Genomic DNA, 16,614 nt, shown 5'->3' with positions numbered 1-16,614 from the left:
TACAGAAAACCATAAGTCTGCTAATTCCTTGTTTGCGTGAGGGATTGTAGTGGAGCTCTTTTTTTTGAGATTTTCGTTTTCGAACGGAAATCTTGGAAAAAAAGCGGGAACGTAAAGCCCGGTCGCCGCGGCGAACACGCCCAAATAACACATTCTTTTTATTTTATTAATTCAAGAGAAATCTATTCTCTTCCATACTCTATATCTAAAATTTACTATTAAATAAATATGAAAAATCTATTAACTGTATTTTTTCTTTTCTTGGCAGTATTTACTGTTTCTGCACAAGAACTAAAATTGAACGATCCGCTTCCGGTGAATACCAGAATTAAAAAGGGTGTTCTTAAAAACGGAATGACGTATTATATCTATAAAACAGATGTCGTAAAAAATGTTGCGAGTTACTATATAATTCAAAATGTAGGTTCTGTTTTAGAAAATGATGATCAGCAAGGTTTGGCTCACTTTCTAGAACATATGGCTTTCAACGGGACTAAAAATTTTCCTGGAAAAGGAGTTTTAAATACGCTTCAAAAACACGGTGCTGTATTTGCAAAAGATATTAATGCGTACACTGCTTTTGATGAGACGGTTTATAACATGGATAATATTCCAACAAATGTTCCGGGATTAATTGATACTTCATTATTGATTTTGCACGATTGGGCAGATGGTTTATCACTTACTGATGCTGAAATTGATTCAGAGCGTGGTGTAATTAAAGAAGAGTGGAGGACCCGTCAAAATGGTTATATGCGTCTATTCAAAAAATCATTACCTACAATGTTTAACAATACTAAGTATGCTGATCGTATGCCAATAGGTTTGATGAGTGTAGTGGATAATTTTAAATATAAAGCATTAAGAGATTTTTACCATGACTGGTATAGAACAGATTTGCAAGCAATAGCTATTGTAGGAGATATTGATGTTGCAGAAATAGAGCAGAAAATTGAAAAATTATTTTCACCAATTAAAGCTATTAAAAATCCAATTGAAAGAGTTGTAATTACAATTCCAGGTAACAAGGAAATGCTTTACAATTTAGGAACTGATAAAGAAGTTGCTACTTCTACGCTTGTTTATGCAGTTAATCATCCTAAATCATTGAAAAATGAAACGGTTGCAGATTTAAAAGAATCGTTGTTTAATGGTATGGTCTCAAGAATGTTAAGTTCTAGATTAAGAGAGATTTCTCAAAAACCAGACTCTCCTTTTGTTTCAGCAACAGCAAGTTTTTCAAGTTTGGCTAGAGCCAATAATACTTTTGGTTTAATGATTTCGCCAAAACCCAATATGCAGCAACAAGCTTTTAAAACTGCCTTAGCAGAATTAGAGCGTGCTGTTAAATTTGGTTTTACAGCAGCAGAAATCGAAAGAACCGTAGCGGTTTATAACAATTTATACCAAACTAAAATTAGTAAAATTGATCAAACAGCGCATGCTGAAATTGTAAACACAATGCAGCTAAATTATTTAGAAAATAAGGCAATGACCGATATGGCTAAAGAATATGAAATTGTAAAAACAATTTTTAGCCAAATGAAAGCGCAAGATTTGCAAGATTTTCTTAAGAGTTTGTACACGAAAGAGAATAGAATTTTAGATGTTACAGGTGTTGAAGGAGAAAATAATCTTTCTCAACAAGAGGCATTAAAATTGATTAGTGAGGTAGAAAATGATTCTACTTTAACTGCTTACGCTGATGAATTTGTTGGAAAAACATTAATTTCTGGTCTTGCAATAAAAGCGGGTAAAATTGTTTCAGAAAAAGCGAATAAGGAAATTGGTTCTACGCGATTTGTTTTGAGCAATGGAGTAGTGGTAGATTATAAATTTACTGATATTGAAAAAAACAATGTATTGTTAGAAGCTTCAAGTTTTGGTGGTAATTCGTTAATCAAAGATGCTGATTTACCTTCAGCTTCAATGGTTAGTACTCTAGCAAGATTATCTGGTTTAGGAGATTATAGCGCTACAGATTTATCAAAAGTTTTAGCAGGTAAAAATGCTAATGCGCGTGTTGGAATTGCTGACTTGGAAGAAAGTATTTCAGGAATGACAACTACTAAGGATATTGAAACGTTATTACAAATGATTCATTTACAGTTTGTAAAACCTCGTTTTGATTTAGATAGTTTTAAAGTTCTTCAGAATAATCTAGCGAATACTTTAACTCAAAGAAAGAATGACATTGGGACAAAAATGGAAGACAGTATTACTTCTACTTTGTACGGATCTAATAATGCTAAAAAACGCTTGTTTAACGAGCAATATTTAAATGATATTTCATTCGAAAGAATAAAAGCTATTTACCAAGACCGTTTTAAAAATCCTGCTGACTTCACTTTCTTTATCGCTGGTGATATTTCAAAAGAAACTTTGAAACCATTATTAGAAAAATACATTGCTAGTTTGCCAACTACCAAGAAAAAAGAGAAATGGCAAGATAATTCGGTTTCATGGTTGAACAGAACTAACAAGAAAGAAATTTTCATGGAAATGGAAGATCCAAAAGCTACGGTTCGTATTTCATTCAAAAAACCATATACCTATAGTTTAAAAAACGCTTATGTTTTAAAAGCGTTTCAAGATATCCTTGAAAATAGATTATTAGAAACATTAAGAGAACAAGAAGGTGGAACGTACGGAGCTAGTGTTTACAGTACATTGCCTAAGAGACCAAAACAAAATGCAAGTTTCTATGTATATTTTGATTGTAATCCTGACAAAGTAGAAAAGTTAGTAGACATTGTTCACCAAGAAATTGACAAAATTAAAAATGGCGACATTGAAAAAGAAGATTTAAATAAAGTTCTAACGAGTTATTTAAAGGATGTAAAAGAAGAAAGAGAATATACTGGTTACGAGTTGAGCGTAATGTATGATTATGCTATTGAAGGTTACAATAGAAATGATGCAAAAAATAACGTTGATCTTATCAATTCAGTAACAGAGCAAGACATTCAGAATTTGGTTAAAACGATGATGAATGGCGCTGAGAGTTTCGAATTTATTTTTAAACCTAAAAAGTAGTACTAAAAACAACTTTCGTTTTTACTTAGTTTTATTTTAAGTATTTTGAATTAGTACACAAACAACGAAAGAATTTTATAGGGTCATTTAAGCAATGGCCCTTTTTTATTCCTATCTACCAAAAATTATATTACAATGAAAAAAATAGTATTACTGTTAGCACTCCTTATAAGTGCTGTCTCATTTTCCCAAATACATAATCCTGTCAAATGGTCTACATCTGTGGTAGCAGTTTCAGAAACGAAATATGATTTAGTTGTTCAAGCAACTATTGAAAGCGGTTGGCATTTATACTCGCAAAACGTCCCTGAAAATGGTCCAATTCCAACTGCCTTTACTTTTCCTAAAAATTCGGCTTACGAGTTACTTGGTAAAGTATCTGAAGAAACTGGAAAAACCGTTAATGACGCAATTTTCAATATGAAAATTAAGTTTTTTGAAAATAAAGCTACGTTCAAGCAGCGTATTAATGTAGTTTCAAAAAAAGCTTTTAAAATCACTGGAGAAGTTGAATTTATGGTGTGTAATGATGCCAATTGTTTACCACCAACTTATGTCGATCTAAACTTTCAAATTCCAGAAACTGCCATAACCGCGGTTGTTAAGGAAGATGTAAAAGTAGAAAAAGAGGCTGTCCTAATTTCTACAGAAAAAACTACGGTTGATACGGTAGTGCAAGAAGAAGTGGCAATCGACTCAACTACTACAGCAACTGTTGACAAAAGTAAAACAGAAAATGTAGTTACTGGAACTGATAAAAAATCTAATGATAGAAGTTTATTAGCCATATTTATTATCGCTTTCTTTTCTGGATTTGCAGCATTATTGACTCCTTGTGTTTTTCCAATGATTCCAATGACAGTGAGCTTTTTTACTAAACAAAGTAAAAATAGAGCTAAAGGAATTAAAAATGCGATTATCTACGGATTATCAATTGTTATCATATATGTGTTATTAGGTTCAATAGTAAGCGCCGTTTTTGGCGCTGACGCATTAAATGCACTTTCTACCAATGTCTGGTTTAATGTTATATTCTTCTTGTTGTTAATTGTTTTTGCAGTTTCTTTTTTAGGTGCATTCGAAATTATGCTTCCTAATTCTTGGGCAAATAAAGTAGACACAAAAGCTGATAAAGGTGGACTGATTGGGATTTTCTTTATGGCATTGGCATTAGCGATTGTTTCTTTTTCATGCACAGGACCTATCGTCGGAACTTTATTAGTACAAGCAGCAGCGGGTGGAAATCAAGTTGGACCTATTATCGGAATGCTTGGTTTTTCTTTGGCTTTAGCGATACCATTTGCTTTATTTGCAGCATTCCCAGGATGGTTAAATTCACTACCTAAATCTGGCGGTTGGTTGAATACTGTAAAAGTAGTTTTAGGATTTCTAGAATTAGCTTTGGCATTTAAATTCTTATCAAATGCTGATTTAGTTTTACAATTACACTTACTGGAAAGAGAAGTTTTCTTAGCGATTTGGATTGCTATTTTTGGAGCTTTGTCATTTTATCTTTTTGGAAAAATACAATTGCCACACGATTCTCCACTTTCGCATATTTCTGTTGGAAGATTAAGTTTAGGATTATTGACTTTGACATTCACAATTTATATGATTCCTGGATTATGGGGTGCGCCGTTAAATTTAATTAGCGCTTTTCCACCAGCTCAACATTACAGTGAATCACCGTACGGTGTAGGATCTTCTCAAGGCGGATCTGCAACTGCAGCAACTCCCGAAATTCCAGAAGGTGCGCATTTAATGGCTCCACATAATATTGTCGCTTTTACAGACTATGATTTAGGAATGGCTTATGCCAAAAAAGTAAATAAACCTGTAATGCTTGATTTTACTGGTTATGCGTGCGTAAACTGTAGAAAAATGGAACAGCAAGTTTGGCCAAAAGAGCAAATTTTATCTATATTAAAAAATGAAGTTGTACTAATTTCATTATATGTTGATGATAAAAGACCACTTCCTGCAGGTGAAGAAATCGAGTCGAAATTGAGACCTGGTAAACAATTAAAATATGTAGGTCAAAAGTGGAGCGAATTCCAAACCATAAAATATAAGGCAAATGCGCAACCATTTTATGTACTAGCGGATACTGATGGTGAAAATTTATTAGATCCCGTAGGTTATACACCTGACGTTCAAGAATACCACAAGTGGTTGAAAACAGGGTTAGCTAACTTTAAAAAGTAAGCTAATTAAACCAATAGTATAAAATGTGTAATTATTGTACAAGGTTTGCGGATGAACTACCGAACGGCTTTCTTACCAATTTTTTAATCACTAATTTTAGAAGATGAAACTAAAAAAGAAATTAAATAATAAAGTAGTTTGCACCATCGTTTTATCGATGGTGATGTTACTGAGTTGTTCGTCAAAAAAAAAGGAATTAAAAGCAGATAGTATGGAAAGCAATAAGGCAATTTTTGAAGCAGTTTACGATGGAGATAAGAATCAGTTAATTGATATCTTAGAAAAAAATATCTCTTTAGAAATTAGAAACGATCAAGGAAGAACTCCTTTAATGGAAGCAGTTTACAATAAGAATAATGAAATAGCTACAGTTTTGATAAATGCTGGTGCCGATGTTAATGCGCAGGACAATATGAAAAACAGTCCATTTTTATATGCTGGTGCTGAAGGTAATGTAGAGATCGTAAAATTAGTGCTTAATAACGGAGCCAACTTTAAAATCTACAATCGTTATGGCGGAACTGCACTTATACCAGCCGCTGAAAAAGGTCATTTGGACATAGTGAAATTGTTAGTGAACTGGCCAAATTTTCCTAAAAATCATATTAATAATTTAGGATGGACCGCATTGCTTGAAGCTGTTATATTAAGCGACGGCGGAAAAGTGCATATTGAAATTCTAGAAGCTTTAATAGATGGAGGTTGTGATGTAAATATCGCTGATAAAAATGGTGATACTTCATTAGATCACGCAAAAAAATCTGGCTATACTGAAATGGTAAAACTGTTGCAAAAAGCTGGTGCCAAATAAAAGATAGTTTTAAAAGCGCTTTTAATAGTAATTTGCTTAGATAAAATTGTAAAACAAAAAAGATGCTGTACTAGCATCTTTTTTTTTTTAATATAATTAGATAAGGGAAGGTATAATTAAGAAAAGTTTATTCTTCTTCGCCTTCTTCAATTTCGGATTCTTCTTCCTCGTCACTATCTGAAGCTATTTCGAAAAAGCTAAAAATTGAACCACCGTAACTTTTCTGGAAAGAGAAGTGAATCATGTGATCGAGTTTTGTGTATTTAGAATGTTCGATAACCATCATTCCATCTGAATTAAGTAACTCTCTTTCAAAAACTAACTCTATGATTTTTTCAAATGTTTTTTGGTCAAATCCATAAGGTGGATCGGCAAAAATAATATCGTAAGATGTTTTACACCTTTCTAAATACGTGTACACATCACTTTTAGTTGCAGCGATATTAAAATCATATTCTGCAGCGACTTGCTTGATGAATTTTACACAACCAAAATCTCCGTCAACAGAGGTTATTGGTGTGCATCCACGGGACGCAAATTCGTAGCTTATGTTTCCTGTTCCTGCAAATAAATCTAATATTTTGAGTCCTTCAAAACTGAAATGGTTATTTAAAACATTAAATAATGCTTCTTTAGACATATCGGTTGTTGGTCGAACGGGTAATCCTTTGGGAGGAGAAATGCGTCTTCCTTTGTATTTTCCTGAAATTATTCTCATGAGTTGAAAAGTATAAAATGTTTTCTGTTTTCGACCTCAGAAAAGTAATTATTCCATCGCAAATCCTCTACATCTATAAGAGTAACGTTGCGAATGTATTTGTATGCGATATTAAAATAGTCGCTTTCTTTAGTAATAGCTCCTATTAATTCTAATGGGAAATTTTCAGGGTTTAAATTTAATTGCTCAGCCGTGAATAATATATAGTAAATAAAATCTTCTGCTGTGTTATATTCGAAAGAATTAAAAAGTGATAGCTTTTGATTTTGGACCACAATTATTTCAAAATGTCCAGAATTAATGTGAACGAACATTTTTTTCTCATCCTTATTTTTAGAAGCAATCAGCAATTTATTAACTAAAATACTATTTGCGTGTTTGTAATCAAACGACCCAAATTGATCAATAAAAAAATTGTTTATATTCACATAAGGAATATAAACCAAGTTCATATTATAATTCGGAATTTCATCAAATGCAAAAAAATCAGTTTCAAAAACCTTTGTGTTGTACTGTAAATAACTACCCAAGAAATGTTCATCAAAAAGTGCTTCTGGTACAAATGTCGAAAGATTGTTATTATGAATTACTAAAATTTCATCGTAGGTTTCTCTAAGTTCTGGGTGAGATTCAAAAGCATTGGCAAATAAATCTTCAATTTTAGCAGTTTTTTGCACAGCGTCAAAATGCACTTCATTGAAGGAACTTACGGTATTATTCAATGTGTCAAAACAGCAAAAAGATAAACCATTCAAAGAAACTTGAATAGATAGTTTTTTATAAACCTTTTCGGTTATGTTAGTGTTTTGTGTTGGCATAATTTGGTTTTCAATCCATTTCTATTTTCTACTGTAGAAAGAATTAAATGAGGTTGCAAACTTACAAATAAAAAAAGCAAGTTCAATTGTAAAAATCATTTTCGATCTTGCTTTCAATTTCAAAAATCAATCATAATGGTACAATCTCTTTACAATGGAAAGCCTATCTTTGAATTTCATTTTACAAATTATCCATAGATGAATTCCTCCTTGTTTTACAGTCTTTTACAAAAAAAATTCCCCTTTCAACCCACTTATAAACAAGATATTTTTTTTCAAAAGATTGCTATTTTCCTAAACGAACTTGATAACAGAACCATTTTTGTACTTAAAGGATATGCAGGAACAGGGAAAACAACCGTAATTTCTACTATTGTAAACAGCTTGCTGGACATTAATAAAAAATATGTTTTATTGGCGCCAACGGGTCGTGCGGCAAAAGTGATTGCTAATTATTCTAATAAACCCGCGTTTACCATTCATAAGAAAATTTATTTCCCTAAGAAATCTTCTGGTGGTGGCGTTTCTTTTACATTACAACAAAACAAGCATACTAACACTATTTTTATAGTCGATGAAGCCTCGATGATTTCTGACACCAATTCCGATTCTAAATTATATGAAAACGGATCTCTGTTAGATGACTTGATTTCCTATGTCTATTCAGGTAAAAATTGTAAGATGATTTTACTGGGAGATACGGCACAATTGCCTCCTGTAAATTTAGACATAAGTCCGGCCTTAGATATTCAGACTTTAGGTATGAACTATGACAAAGAAGTCGAGCACATAGAATTAGACGAAGTAATGCGTCAAGAAGAAAATTCAGGAATTTTGTATAATGCGACTGAACTTCGGGAATTGCTCAAAGATTCTTTTATCACCGAGTTTAAATTCAATGTTAAAAAATTCAAAGATATTGTTCGCTTAACTGATGGATACGACATTCAAGATGCGATAAATTCAGCGTATAGTAATTATAGTATTGAAGACACTGCGTTTATTGTCCGTTCGAATAAAAGAGCGAATCAGTACAATGAGCAAATAAGAACTAAAATTTTAGACAAAGAAAGCGAACTATCTACAGGAGATTTTTTAATGGTAGTCAAAAATAATTATTTTTGGCTGAAAGATTCTGATCATGCTGGCTTTATAGCCAATGGTGATATTATTGAAGTATTAGAAATTTTCAATATAAAAGAATTATACAGTTTTAAGTTTGCCAAAGTCAAAATTAGAATGATTGATTATCCAGACCAGAAACCTTTTGAAACCGTCTTATTATTAGATACTATAAAAAGCGAATCACCTTCTCTAACTTATGAAGAATCGAATCGATTGTATCAAGAAGTGTTGAAGGATTACGAAGGAGAAACTAAATTCAATCAGTTTCAAAAAGTAAAAGCCAACGAATATTTTAATGGCCTACAAGTCAAATTTTCGTATGCAATAACTTGTCATAAGTCACAAGGTGGTCAATGGAATACGGTTTTTATAGAACAACCTTATCTTCCAGATGGAATTAATCGAGATTACATTAGATGGTTGTACACAGCAATGACTAGAGCCAAGAATAAATTGTATTTGATAGGATTTAAGGATGAAAGTTTTGAGGAGTATTGATTTTATTGATCATTGCAGATTTGTTGATTTTACTAAAATTCTGATATGTCAAACAGAAACGTATTTTCAGTATCTTTATAATTATAATTACAAAATAAAATTATCATGAGCACGATAACTATTGAAGTAGATGATCAGCACATTACATTTGTTAAAACACTTTTGGAACATCTAAAAGGAGTTAAAAACGTCACTGTACAAGAAAAAAATAATGAATATAATTTTGAGCTTGTAAAATCTGTTCATGAAGGTAGAGAAGAATATTATCGAGGAGACTGCACTACTATTTCTCCCGAAGATTTATGGAAGTAAAATTTACCAAGAAAGCGCTCGAGCATAGAGAATTTTGGAAGAAATCAGTAAATAGGGCAGTTCAAAAGAAGATTCTGTTACTAATTGAAGATATTTTAAAAACTCCTTTCTCTGGTATTGGAAAGCCCGAAGCATTAAAATACAATTTGTAAGGAAATTTGTCACGGAAGATTAATGAAGAACATCGAATCATTTATGAAATTCTAGAAAATAATGTTATTTTAATATATAGTTTAAAAGGACATTATACAGATAAAGATTTGATACAGCAATAACCTCACTTTAAGTGGGGTTTATTTTTTTGGTAGCATTAATCATCTATTTTATTACTAACAAAATTTAATATAATTTACATTATTTTTACACTGGCGAGAGTTGAGGACAATCTTATATTTGATATTGTTTTATGAATCTTGAAATGTAAAGATTTTTGGAAAATTAAAATAAAAACTTCGTGCCTTAGCGTCTTCGCGGCAGAACAAAAAATATAGAAATGAAAATAATAGCAGTTATACCAGCACGTTACGCATCTACGCGATTTCCAGCAAAACTAATGCAGGATTTGGGAGGAAAAACAGTGATTTTAAGAACTTATGAAGCAGCAGTTGAAACAAATCTATTCGATGATGTTTTTGTAGTAACTGATTCTGATTTAATTTATAATGAAATAGTTTCTCATAATGGAAAGGCGATTATGAGTGTAAAGGAACACGAGTCAGGTAGCGATCGTATTGCTGAAGCAGTTGAGAGCATTGATGTAGATATCGTTGTTAATGTGCAAGGTGATGAACCATTTATAAATAGTGAACCATTACGGGAATTGATTCAGGTTTTTAAAAATGACATTGATAAAAAAGTAGATTTAGGATCTTTAATGCGAGAAATAAAAGACGAGGAAGAAATCAATAATCCGAATAATGTAAAAGTAGTTGTTGATCAAAATCAATTCGCTTTATATTTTTCGCGTTCCGTTATTCCGTTTCCTAGAGAGAGAAATGTGGGAGTTCGGTATATGCAACATATCGGTATATATGCTTTTAGAAAACAAGCTTTACTCGATTTTTATAGCTTACCAATGAAGTCTTTGGAAGCATCCGAAAAACTGGAACAATTACGTTATTTAGAATTTGGAAAACGGATAAAAATGGTCGAAACAACGCATGTTGGAATCGGAATAGACACTCCTGAAGATTTAGAAAAAGCTAGAAAAATGCTGTAATGAATTAATGATCATCATGATCAAAATAACCTTTAGTGTTTATTTTAGTGGAGAAAAAGTTCAAAAAAAGTACAATAAAAAACAAGAATAACAATGATTGAGTACTTACAAGAAATTTCCCAAGGGGATTAATAGGATACAAATCACCGTAGCCAATAGAAGATGATGTTACGATGCTGAAATAAATTGGGTCAAACCAATGAGTAAATGCTTTGTTTAGATAATTACCCACAGAATAAAAAACGGCATACTCAAAAGCAATTTCCAAATAGTTGAAAAACAATAAAAGCATTGATCTCTTATACGACCGTGGTTTTCCAAATAAATCTGAAGCGAAAATCAACGTAGGAATGTAAAATAAAGTTTCTAAAAAAAGATAAACAACGATCCAGATGAGCCATTGATGGCTTTGCCATTGATTTATTAAAATTAGTAGTGGTAATGCTACTTTAAATAGGATGTAAAAATCAGAAGCTAATTCCTGATAGGCGATACCTTTTTTACTTGCTAAATATTTAATATAAATTCCAGGAAATAATAATTGTGAAGAGGCAAGAATCAAACGGACAATTTTCTCGATTCCGCTATCATCCTGATGATCATTGTTCCAAATAGATTGAATATTTAGAATTCTTTTCTGAATTGGATTAAATTTGGGTCGCGTAACTTTTGCGGTTTTTCCTAAAAGTAATTTTTTTAAATGTTTTTTCATTTTGCTTCCCTATTAAATACGGCTCCGTAAGAGTACAAAATAATTGCTTTCTAGATCTATTTTATTACGTTAATTTTTAAATTCTATTTATAATTAACCGCATTTTTTAATTACAATAAGTTCATTGTGATCTTCAACCCTAGGAATTGTTTTTATTTTAAATTGTGGTTGATAAAATTCAGAAACGTACTTTCTATTTCTATTATCTTGATTTTCAGTTAAAATCATTGTATTAAATAATATAAATCCTCTATCGTTAAGCAGTGAACAAATACGATTTGTAAAAAAGCTTTCAAATAGAAAAGCGGGCATACTCGTATCTTGAAAAACGTCTACAATAATGAGGTCATATTTATTCTTAGTTTTTAGAACATATTCAAAAGCATCATCGATTACAATTTTAAGATTTTTAATTTTATCTAAATGAAAATAGACATTCGCTACTTCGATTATTTCAGGATCAATTTCAACACCAGTTATTAAACCCTTGTATTTAATTTCGTCAACTAATGTTTTTATAACACTTCCGCCAGCAACCCCAAGCACTAAAATATGATTCATCGATACTATTTTGCTGTATCCAATATTTTTTAATCCTAATCGCAGAATACGTTGTAAACTTCCATAAGAATAATTAGCATTTTCAGAGTCTAATACTAATTCGCCATTCGCCCAACTAACCTCAATTGACTTACTTAAAGCCGACTTAACTTCGTAGATTTTTATAGGAATGAAGTAGCTGAATATTTTTTTAAGCATTATAAGAAGTTTTAGTCAAAAATATGGTTTTAATTATTTATTTTGCCCAAAATACAAAAGAATGAAGAAACAATTATACAAGTGGATATTTTTCAAACTTATGGGTTGGAAAATAGTGGGAACAATCGATACAGACATAAAAAAGTGTGTGTTGATGGTACTTCCACACACTAGCGCACACGATTTTTATTTGGGAATTTTCACCAGAGGAATAACTGAATTAGAAATGAATTTTGTGGGCAAAAAAGAGTTGTTTCGATTTCCTCTTGGTTGGTATTTTAGATATATGGGAGGAGAGCCACTCGATCGATCGGGAGGTTTAAATAAAGTAGATTCTATCGCTGCTATATTTAAGCGTAAAGAAGTTTTTCGTCTGGCTGTTGCGCCAGAGGGAACGCGAAATAAAGTTACAGAACTCAAAACAGGATTTTATTATATTGCTTTAAAAGCAAATGTTCCTATTGTGCCTGTAGCATTCGATTTTGGTAAAAAAGAGGTTAATTTAGGAAAACCAGTTTTTCCCACAGGAGACATCGAAGCTGAAATTGAAATTTTAAAGAAACATTTCATCGGTGTAAAAGGTAAAATTCCCAAAAACGGATATATTCTTGAACAAAGTTAAATATATATTAAAAAAGCAGAACCAAGATCTTCAATTTTTCGTAAGTGTACTAAACCATTAAACAATATACACATGAAAAATTTATTTATCAGTTCGGCACTTTTGATTTTACTTTTCGCTTCATGCGATAATAATGATTCAAACAGCAATTCCTCTGAAGCTACTTTAGTAACATCAAGTAACACTTCTGGAAAAATCTCCTATCTTGATTTGGCAAAGCCAAATTCTATGGTGAAATCGTTTACAATTGCTTCGCTGGATGCAGAAGGAATTTCGTATGATAGTGAAAACGATGCGGTAACAGTCGCTTCAAGAAGTAGCAATCGTTTAGAAAGTTATTCTGGTTTAAGAACGGGATTCAAAGCAGGAACCGATAATTTGAATGCTACATTAAATAGTATTACTGGCCAATTCACTAATGCTAGGGAAACAGCAGTTTCCGGGGATATCGTTGTGGTGGCGCAAGATCAATTTGCTACAAACGGAATGACAAATAAGCTTTTTGTTTATAAAAAGACTGCTGTCGGTTTTGATTTACTAAAAACCTTTACAACTGATTTTAAACTTTGGGGAATTCACATGACTGGAGCAGACTTGTACGCAGTTGCTGATTTAACTGGTGATGTTGTTCTTTTTAAAGATTTTATGAGTAAAGCTTCAGGGATGATTACTGCAACTAAACGCGTAACAATAGCAGGTTTGACCCGTACACATGGTATCACGTACTCTTCAGCAGATGATGTAATGATTTTAACTGATGTTGCTGATGCAGCTTCAGCAACTGACGGTGGATTAATTGTTATAAAAAATTTCTCGAGTGTTTTCGCTTCAACTCCAGCATTAGGCACAATTGCTGTTTCTAACCAAGTTAGAATATACGGTCCCAATTCTATGTTGGGAAATCCTGTTGACGTTGCTTACGATAGTTCTACTAATTATATTTATGTAGCAGAGCGATTAAATGGTGGTGGTAAAGTGCTAACATTTGTATATCCAATGACATCTGCTGATATAGCTCCAACAAATTCACGAGTAGAAGCAGGGGTTACTTCAATCTTTCTTTTAATAAAATAAATTAAAGCTTCAAATTTTTGAGCACCAAGTATTTTTTACTTATTTAGAAAAAGTAAAATAAATATATTTCCTAGAAAAAATGAGCTCGATATTATATCGAGCTCATTTTTTTATTTTAACTAATCTGGTCTGTAACTTTTGAAAGTTCCATTTTTATAAAAAATTACAATTTTATCAATCTCGTTAGAATTTAGAGCTACGGTGTTATTCTGCTTTTCTATTTCTTTTGTAGTGGAGTTAGTAACTGCTTTTGTTATTTTATTATTCGAAAATAAATCTTCCACAATGCTATCTTTATGTTGCAGTGGAGAATCGTTCTCTTTTGAAACAGTGTTAATTTGTGCAATATTTTCAAAGTTCTCATTAGAAGATTTTGGAAAAGTTCCCTTCCCATTTAAAATCCAGTACAAATCTACATCGGGGTAAACCTCTAAAATTTTAAGTATAAAATCTAAACTTGGCTTATTTCTTCCAGATAATAGGTGAGACAAGCTTGATCTTTGTACACCAATTTTATCTGCAAAAGAAGAAGCATTTAGACTGTAATAGTCTAACAATATCTCCAGCCTTTTTATAAAATCTTCTATGTTTACCATTGTAAATTACAATTAATCCATTACTAATTACAAATGTAACTAAAAGTAATCTCAATAGCAAGATTACAGATGTAAATAATAGAATACAGTAATATTTGTTTGAAGTAATGCTAAAATTAATATACGTTAAAATACTAGTTTTAAATATTTTAATAAATTATTATATAACTAGTAACAATTGTTAATTGTAAGGATATGCGTTTGCGGTTAACGCGTAATATAAGTGTTTACATTAATGAAAAATTGTTTACTTTTTGAGTTTACAAATGTAAATGCAAAGATGTTTACTTTTGTAAATCAAACAAAACGCAATGAATTTAGAAGTGCTTTTTAATCAAAATAAAGAGAAATCAATAAGTGGTCGTTACTTAACTTTAAGTTCGATTGAGCCGCTATTGAATAAATTAAATACGGAAAATGAACTTAAAATTATAGGATACTCTGTTTTAGAGAAACCTATTTATTCTTTCCAAATTGGATCAGGTAAGATGAAAATTTTTCTGTGGTCGCAAATGCATGGAAATGAAAGTACGACGACAAAAGCATTATTTGATTTTTTAAATTTCTTAAAAAGTGGTTCTGATTTAGCACAGCAATTTCTAAATAAATTTACTTTTTTAAGTATTCCGATTTTAAATCCAGATGGAGCTTTGTTATATACCAGAGAAAATGCTAACAAAGTAGACCTGAATCGCGACTCTGTAGATCTTTCTCAGCCAGAAAGTCAAGTTTTACGAAAAACATTTGATTCTTTTAAACCGGACTACTGTTTTAACTTGCACGATCAACGTACTATTTTCGGCGTTGGCGCTACTGGTAAGCCAGCTACAGTTTCTTTTTTAGCTCCTTCTTATAATGATGCAAGAGAGATTAATGAATCAAGAATGAAAGCTATTTCGGTAATTGTAGCAATTAATGAAGCATTACAGAAGTATATTCCTGGACAAGTAGGTCGTTTTGATGATTCTTTCAACATCAATTGTATTGGTGATATGTTTCAGAGTTTAGGAGCACCTACTATTTTGTTTGAAGCGGGTCATTTTGCAGGTGATTATCAGCGAGAAGAAACCCGTAAATATATTTTCATGTCACTTGTAACCAGTTTCATTACACTTTACGAAAACGTTATAGTTGTCAATGGAATTGACAAATACTTGAATATTTCTCAAAATAAAGTCGTTTTTTATGATTTTATTTATAAAAACATCAAAATTAATTATGATGGTATTGAAAAAATCACCAATTTTGCAGCTCAATACAAAGAAGAGTTAATTGAAAATCAGATATGCTTTAATGCCTATATTTCAGAAATAGGTAATTTAGAACATTACTTTGCTCATTTTGAATACGATGCGGAAGAGGCCTTATATAAAGATGATGCTGATAATATTCCGAAGTTAAATCAAAAAGCTGATTTTTATTTAGATAATAACATCAAATTTGTTAATGGAATGATAAAATCGTAATTATTGTATCGTCTTGTTAATATTTATGTATAATTTTATACTTTGTTAAAGCAATTAAAATAAAATTAATTAAAGAATTATGAGTAAATTTCGTTTAGATGAAGTAGATCACCAGATATTGGATATGCTGATTGATAACACAAGAGTTCCCTTTACCGATATTGCAAAAAAATTACTGATTTCTGCAGGAACGGTTCATGTTAGAGTAAAAAAGATGGAGGATGCTGGTATAATCATGGGATCATCTTTGGTACTTGATTATGACAAGTTAGGTTATTCTTTCATCGCTTACGTTGGTGTTTTCCTAAACAACACGTCTCAAACAAAATTCGTTTTAGAACGTATTAATGAAATTCCTTATGTAACTGTAGCCTCTGTTACAACAGGTAAATTCAATATTTTTTGTAAGATTAGAGCAAAAGATACTAAGCATGCAAAAGATGTCATCTTTATGATTGATGATATTGATGGTGTTTATAGAACTGAAACTATGATTTCGCTTGAAGAAAGCATTAATGATAAGAAGCGTTTGATGCATACTATTTTCAAAAATATGTAATTAACCTTGAATACGCTATATTTAAAATATAACCTCAAGTTTATTCTTGGGGTTTTTTTATGACAAATTAATTGACTAAACCAA

The 16,614-nt window shown here is 31.5% G+C and carries 16 protein-coding genes; 11 read left to right on the top strand and 5 right to left on the bottom strand.

Features of this window, described 5'->3' with window-relative positions:
* Positions 1–228 precede the first annotated feature (228 nt).
* The 3 genes from BC961_RS07710 to BC961_RS07700 all read left to right on the top strand — a co-directional run bounded on the left by BC961_RS07710 (position 229) and on the right by BC961_RS07700 (position 6,052).
* The gene (locus BC961_RS07710; RefSeq protein WP_121925282.1) at positions 229–3,036 is read left to right on the top strand and encodes a M16 family metallopeptidase; all 2,808 of its coding nucleotides are present in this window, start codon (positions 229–231) and stop codon (positions 3,034–3,036) included.
* A gap of 135 nt (positions 3,037–3,171) precedes the next feature.
* The gene (locus BC961_RS07705; RefSeq protein WP_121925281.1) at positions 3,172–5,241 is read left to right on the top strand and encodes a thioredoxin family protein; all 2,070 of its coding nucleotides are present in this window, start codon (positions 3,172–3,174) and stop codon (positions 5,239–5,241) included.
* Positions 5,242–5,344: 103 nt separating this feature from the next.
* On the top strand, positions 5,345–6,052 hold the full coding sequence (locus BC961_RS07700; RefSeq protein ID WP_121925280.1) for an ankyrin repeat domain-containing protein: 708 nt from the start codon (positions 5,345–5,347) through the stop codon (positions 6,050–6,052).
* 127 nt (positions 6,053–6,179) lie between these two features.
* Here BC961_RS07700 and BC961_RS07695 read toward each other — a convergent pair whose 3' ends face one another.
* The gene (locus BC961_RS07695; protein WP_121925279.1) at positions 6,180–6,770 is read right to left on the bottom strand and encodes an RsmD family RNA methyltransferase; all 591 of its coding nucleotides are present in this window, start codon (positions 6,768–6,770) and stop codon (positions 6,180–6,182) included.
* Positions 6,767–7,588 (bottom strand): DUF3822 family protein, encoded by an 822-nt coding sequence (locus BC961_RS07690; protein WP_121925278.1) that lies wholly within the window; start codon positions 7,586–7,588, stop codon positions 6,767–6,769. The genes BC961_RS07695 and BC961_RS07690 overlap by 4 nt, the downstream gene beginning before the upstream one ends.
* Positions 7,589–7,786: 198 nt before the next feature.
* Between BC961_RS07690 and BC961_RS07685 the strand changes: the two genes are divergently transcribed.
* From BC961_RS07685 to kdsB, 4 genes are all read left to right on the top strand, one after another.
* Complete coding sequence (locus BC961_RS07685) at positions 7,787–9,211, top strand: ATP-dependent DNA helicase (RefSeq protein WP_121925277.1); 1,425 nt, start codon at positions 7,787–7,789, stop codon at positions 9,209–9,211.
* A 105-nt stretch (positions 9,212–9,316) separates the two neighbouring features.
* Positions 9,317–9,523, top strand: a complete 207-nt coding sequence (locus tag BC961_RS07680; protein ID WP_121925276.1) for a DUF2683 family protein — start codon at positions 9,317–9,319, stop codon at positions 9,521–9,523.
* Positions 9,514–9,675, top strand: coding sequence for a type II toxin-antitoxin system YoeB family toxin (locus tag BC961_RS14940; RefSeq protein ID WP_317126962.1), 162 nt, complete (start codon positions 9,514–9,516; stop codon positions 9,673–9,675). The genes BC961_RS07680 and BC961_RS14940 overlap by 10 nt, the downstream gene beginning before the upstream one ends.
* 341 nt (positions 9,676–10,016) lie before the next feature.
* Entirely contained in the window at positions 10,017–10,742 is a 726-nt protein-coding gene (gene kdsB / locus BC961_RS07670; RefSeq protein ID WP_121925275.1) for a 3-deoxy-manno-octulosonate cytidylyltransferase, read from the top strand.
* A 4-nt stretch (positions 10,743–10,746) separates the two neighbouring features.
* On the opposite strand, the gene BC961_RS07665 is transcribed toward kdsB, so the two are convergent.
* Together BC961_RS07665 and BC961_RS07660 are read right to left on the bottom strand one after the other, a co-directional pair.
* Positions 10,747–11,454: a potassium channel family protein gene (locus BC961_RS07665; protein ID WP_121925274.1), complete on the bottom strand. Its 708-nt coding sequence runs from the start codon at positions 11,452–11,454 to the stop codon at positions 10,747–10,749.
* 93 nt (positions 11,455–11,547) lie between these two features.
* Complete coding sequence (locus BC961_RS07660) at positions 11,548–12,213, bottom strand: spermidine synthase (RefSeq protein WP_121925273.1); 666 nt, start codon at positions 12,211–12,213, stop codon at positions 11,548–11,550.
* 61 nt (positions 12,214–12,274) lie between these two features.
* Between BC961_RS07660 and BC961_RS07655 the strand changes: the two genes are divergently transcribed.
* Together BC961_RS07655 and BC961_RS07650 are read left to right on the top strand one after the other, a co-directional pair.
* On the top strand, positions 12,275–12,835 hold the full coding sequence (locus tag BC961_RS07655) for a 1-acyl-sn-glycerol-3-phosphate acyltransferase (protein WP_121925272.1): 561 nt from the start codon (positions 12,275–12,277) through the stop codon (positions 12,833–12,835).
* Between the two features lie 72 nt (positions 12,836–12,907).
* On the top strand, positions 12,908–13,909 hold the full coding sequence (locus tag BC961_RS07650) for a hypothetical protein (RefSeq protein WP_121925271.1): 1,002 nt from the start codon (positions 12,908–12,910) through the stop codon (positions 13,907–13,909).
* 119 nt (positions 13,910–14,028) lie between these two features.
* Here BC961_RS07650 and BC961_RS07645 read toward each other — a convergent pair whose 3' ends face one another.
* On the bottom strand, positions 14,029–14,505 hold the full coding sequence (locus tag BC961_RS07645; RefSeq protein ID WP_121925270.1) for a helix-turn-helix domain-containing protein: 477 nt from the start codon (positions 14,503–14,505) through the stop codon (positions 14,029–14,031).
* A gap of 311 nt (positions 14,506–14,816) precedes the next feature.
* Between BC961_RS07645 and BC961_RS07640 the strand changes: the two genes are divergently transcribed.
* Positions 14,817–15,971, top strand: a complete 1,155-nt coding sequence (locus tag BC961_RS07640; protein ID WP_121925269.1) for a M14 family metallopeptidase — start codon at positions 14,817–14,819, stop codon at positions 15,969–15,971.
* A gap of 79 nt (positions 15,972–16,050) precedes the next feature.
* Entirely contained in the window at positions 16,051–16,530 is a 480-nt protein-coding gene (locus BC961_RS07635; protein ID WP_066082003.1) for an Lrp/AsnC family transcriptional regulator, read from the top strand.
* Positions 16,531–16,614: the final 84 nt, after the last annotated feature.

The organism is Flavobacterium weaverense, assembly GCF_003688495.1.
In the GTDB taxonomy this organism is placed as follows: domain Bacteria; phylum Bacteroidota; class Bacteroidia; order Flavobacteriales; family Flavobacteriaceae; genus Flavobacterium; species Flavobacterium weaverense.
Note: the sequence above shows the minus strand (reverse complement) of the source record. Positions and strands in the feature narration are given on the sequence as shown.

What these genes read in the sequence shown, in the direction of transcription:
- BC961_RS07655 (WP_121925272.1), top strand. Translation starts at nt 12,275, where the DNA reads ATGAAGAAACAATTATACAAGTGGATATTTTTCAAACTTATGGGTTGG.
- BC961_RS07665 (WP_121925274.1), bottom strand. Translation starts at nt 11,454, where the DNA reads ATGAAAAAACATTTAAAAAAATTACTTTTAGGAAAAACCGCAAAAGTT.
- BC961_RS07705 (WP_121925281.1), top strand. Translation starts at nt 3,172, where the DNA reads ATGAAAAAAATAGTATTACTGTTAGCACTCCTTATAAGTGCTGTCTCA.
- BC961_RS07690 (WP_121925278.1), bottom strand. Translation starts at nt 7,588, where the DNA reads ATGCCAACACAAAACACTAACATAACCGAAAAGGTTTATAAAAAACTA.
- BC961_RS07635 (WP_066082003.1), top strand. Translation starts at nt 16,051, where the DNA reads ATGAGTAAATTTCGTTTAGATGAAGTAGATCACCAGATATTGGATATG.
- BC961_RS07680 (WP_121925276.1), top strand. Translation starts at nt 9,317, where the DNA reads ATGAGCACGATAACTATTGAAGTAGATGATCAGCACATTACATTTGTT.
- BC961_RS07640 (WP_121925269.1), top strand. Translation starts at nt 14,817, where the DNA reads ATGAATTTAGAAGTGCTTTTTAATCAAAATAAAGAGAAATCAATAAGT.
- kdsB (WP_121925275.1), top strand. Translation starts at nt 10,017, where the DNA reads ATGAAAATAATAGCAGTTATACCAGCACGTTACGCATCTACGCGATTT.
- BC961_RS07685 (WP_121925277.1), top strand. Translation starts at nt 7,787, where the DNA reads ATGAATTCCTCCTTGTTTTACAGTCTTTTACAAAAAAAATTCCCCTTT.
- BC961_RS07710 (WP_121925282.1), top strand. Translation starts at nt 229, where the DNA reads ATGAAAAATCTATTAACTGTATTTTTTCTTTTCTTGGCAGTATTTACT.
- BC961_RS07695 (WP_121925279.1), bottom strand. Translation starts at nt 6,770, where the DNA reads ATGAGAATAATTTCAGGAAAATACAAAGGAAGACGCATTTCTCCTCCC.
- BC961_RS14940 (WP_317126962.1), top strand. Translation starts at nt 9,514, where the DNA reads ATGGAAGTAAAATTTACCAAGAAAGCGCTCGAGCATAGAGAATTTTGG.
- BC961_RS07660 (WP_121925273.1), bottom strand. Translation starts at nt 12,213, where the DNA reads ATGCTTAAAAAAATATTCAGCTACTTCATTCCTATAAAAATCTACGAA.
- BC961_RS07650 (WP_121925271.1), top strand. Translation starts at nt 12,908, where the DNA reads ATGAAAAATTTATTTATCAGTTCGGCACTTTTGATTTTACTTTTCGCT.
- BC961_RS07645 (WP_121925270.1), bottom strand. Translation starts at nt 14,505, where the DNA reads ATGGTAAACATAGAAGATTTTATAAAAAGGCTGGAGATATTGTTAGAC.
- BC961_RS07700 (WP_121925280.1), top strand. Translation starts at nt 5,345, where the DNA reads ATGAAACTAAAAAAGAAATTAAATAATAAAGTAGTTTGCACCATCGTT.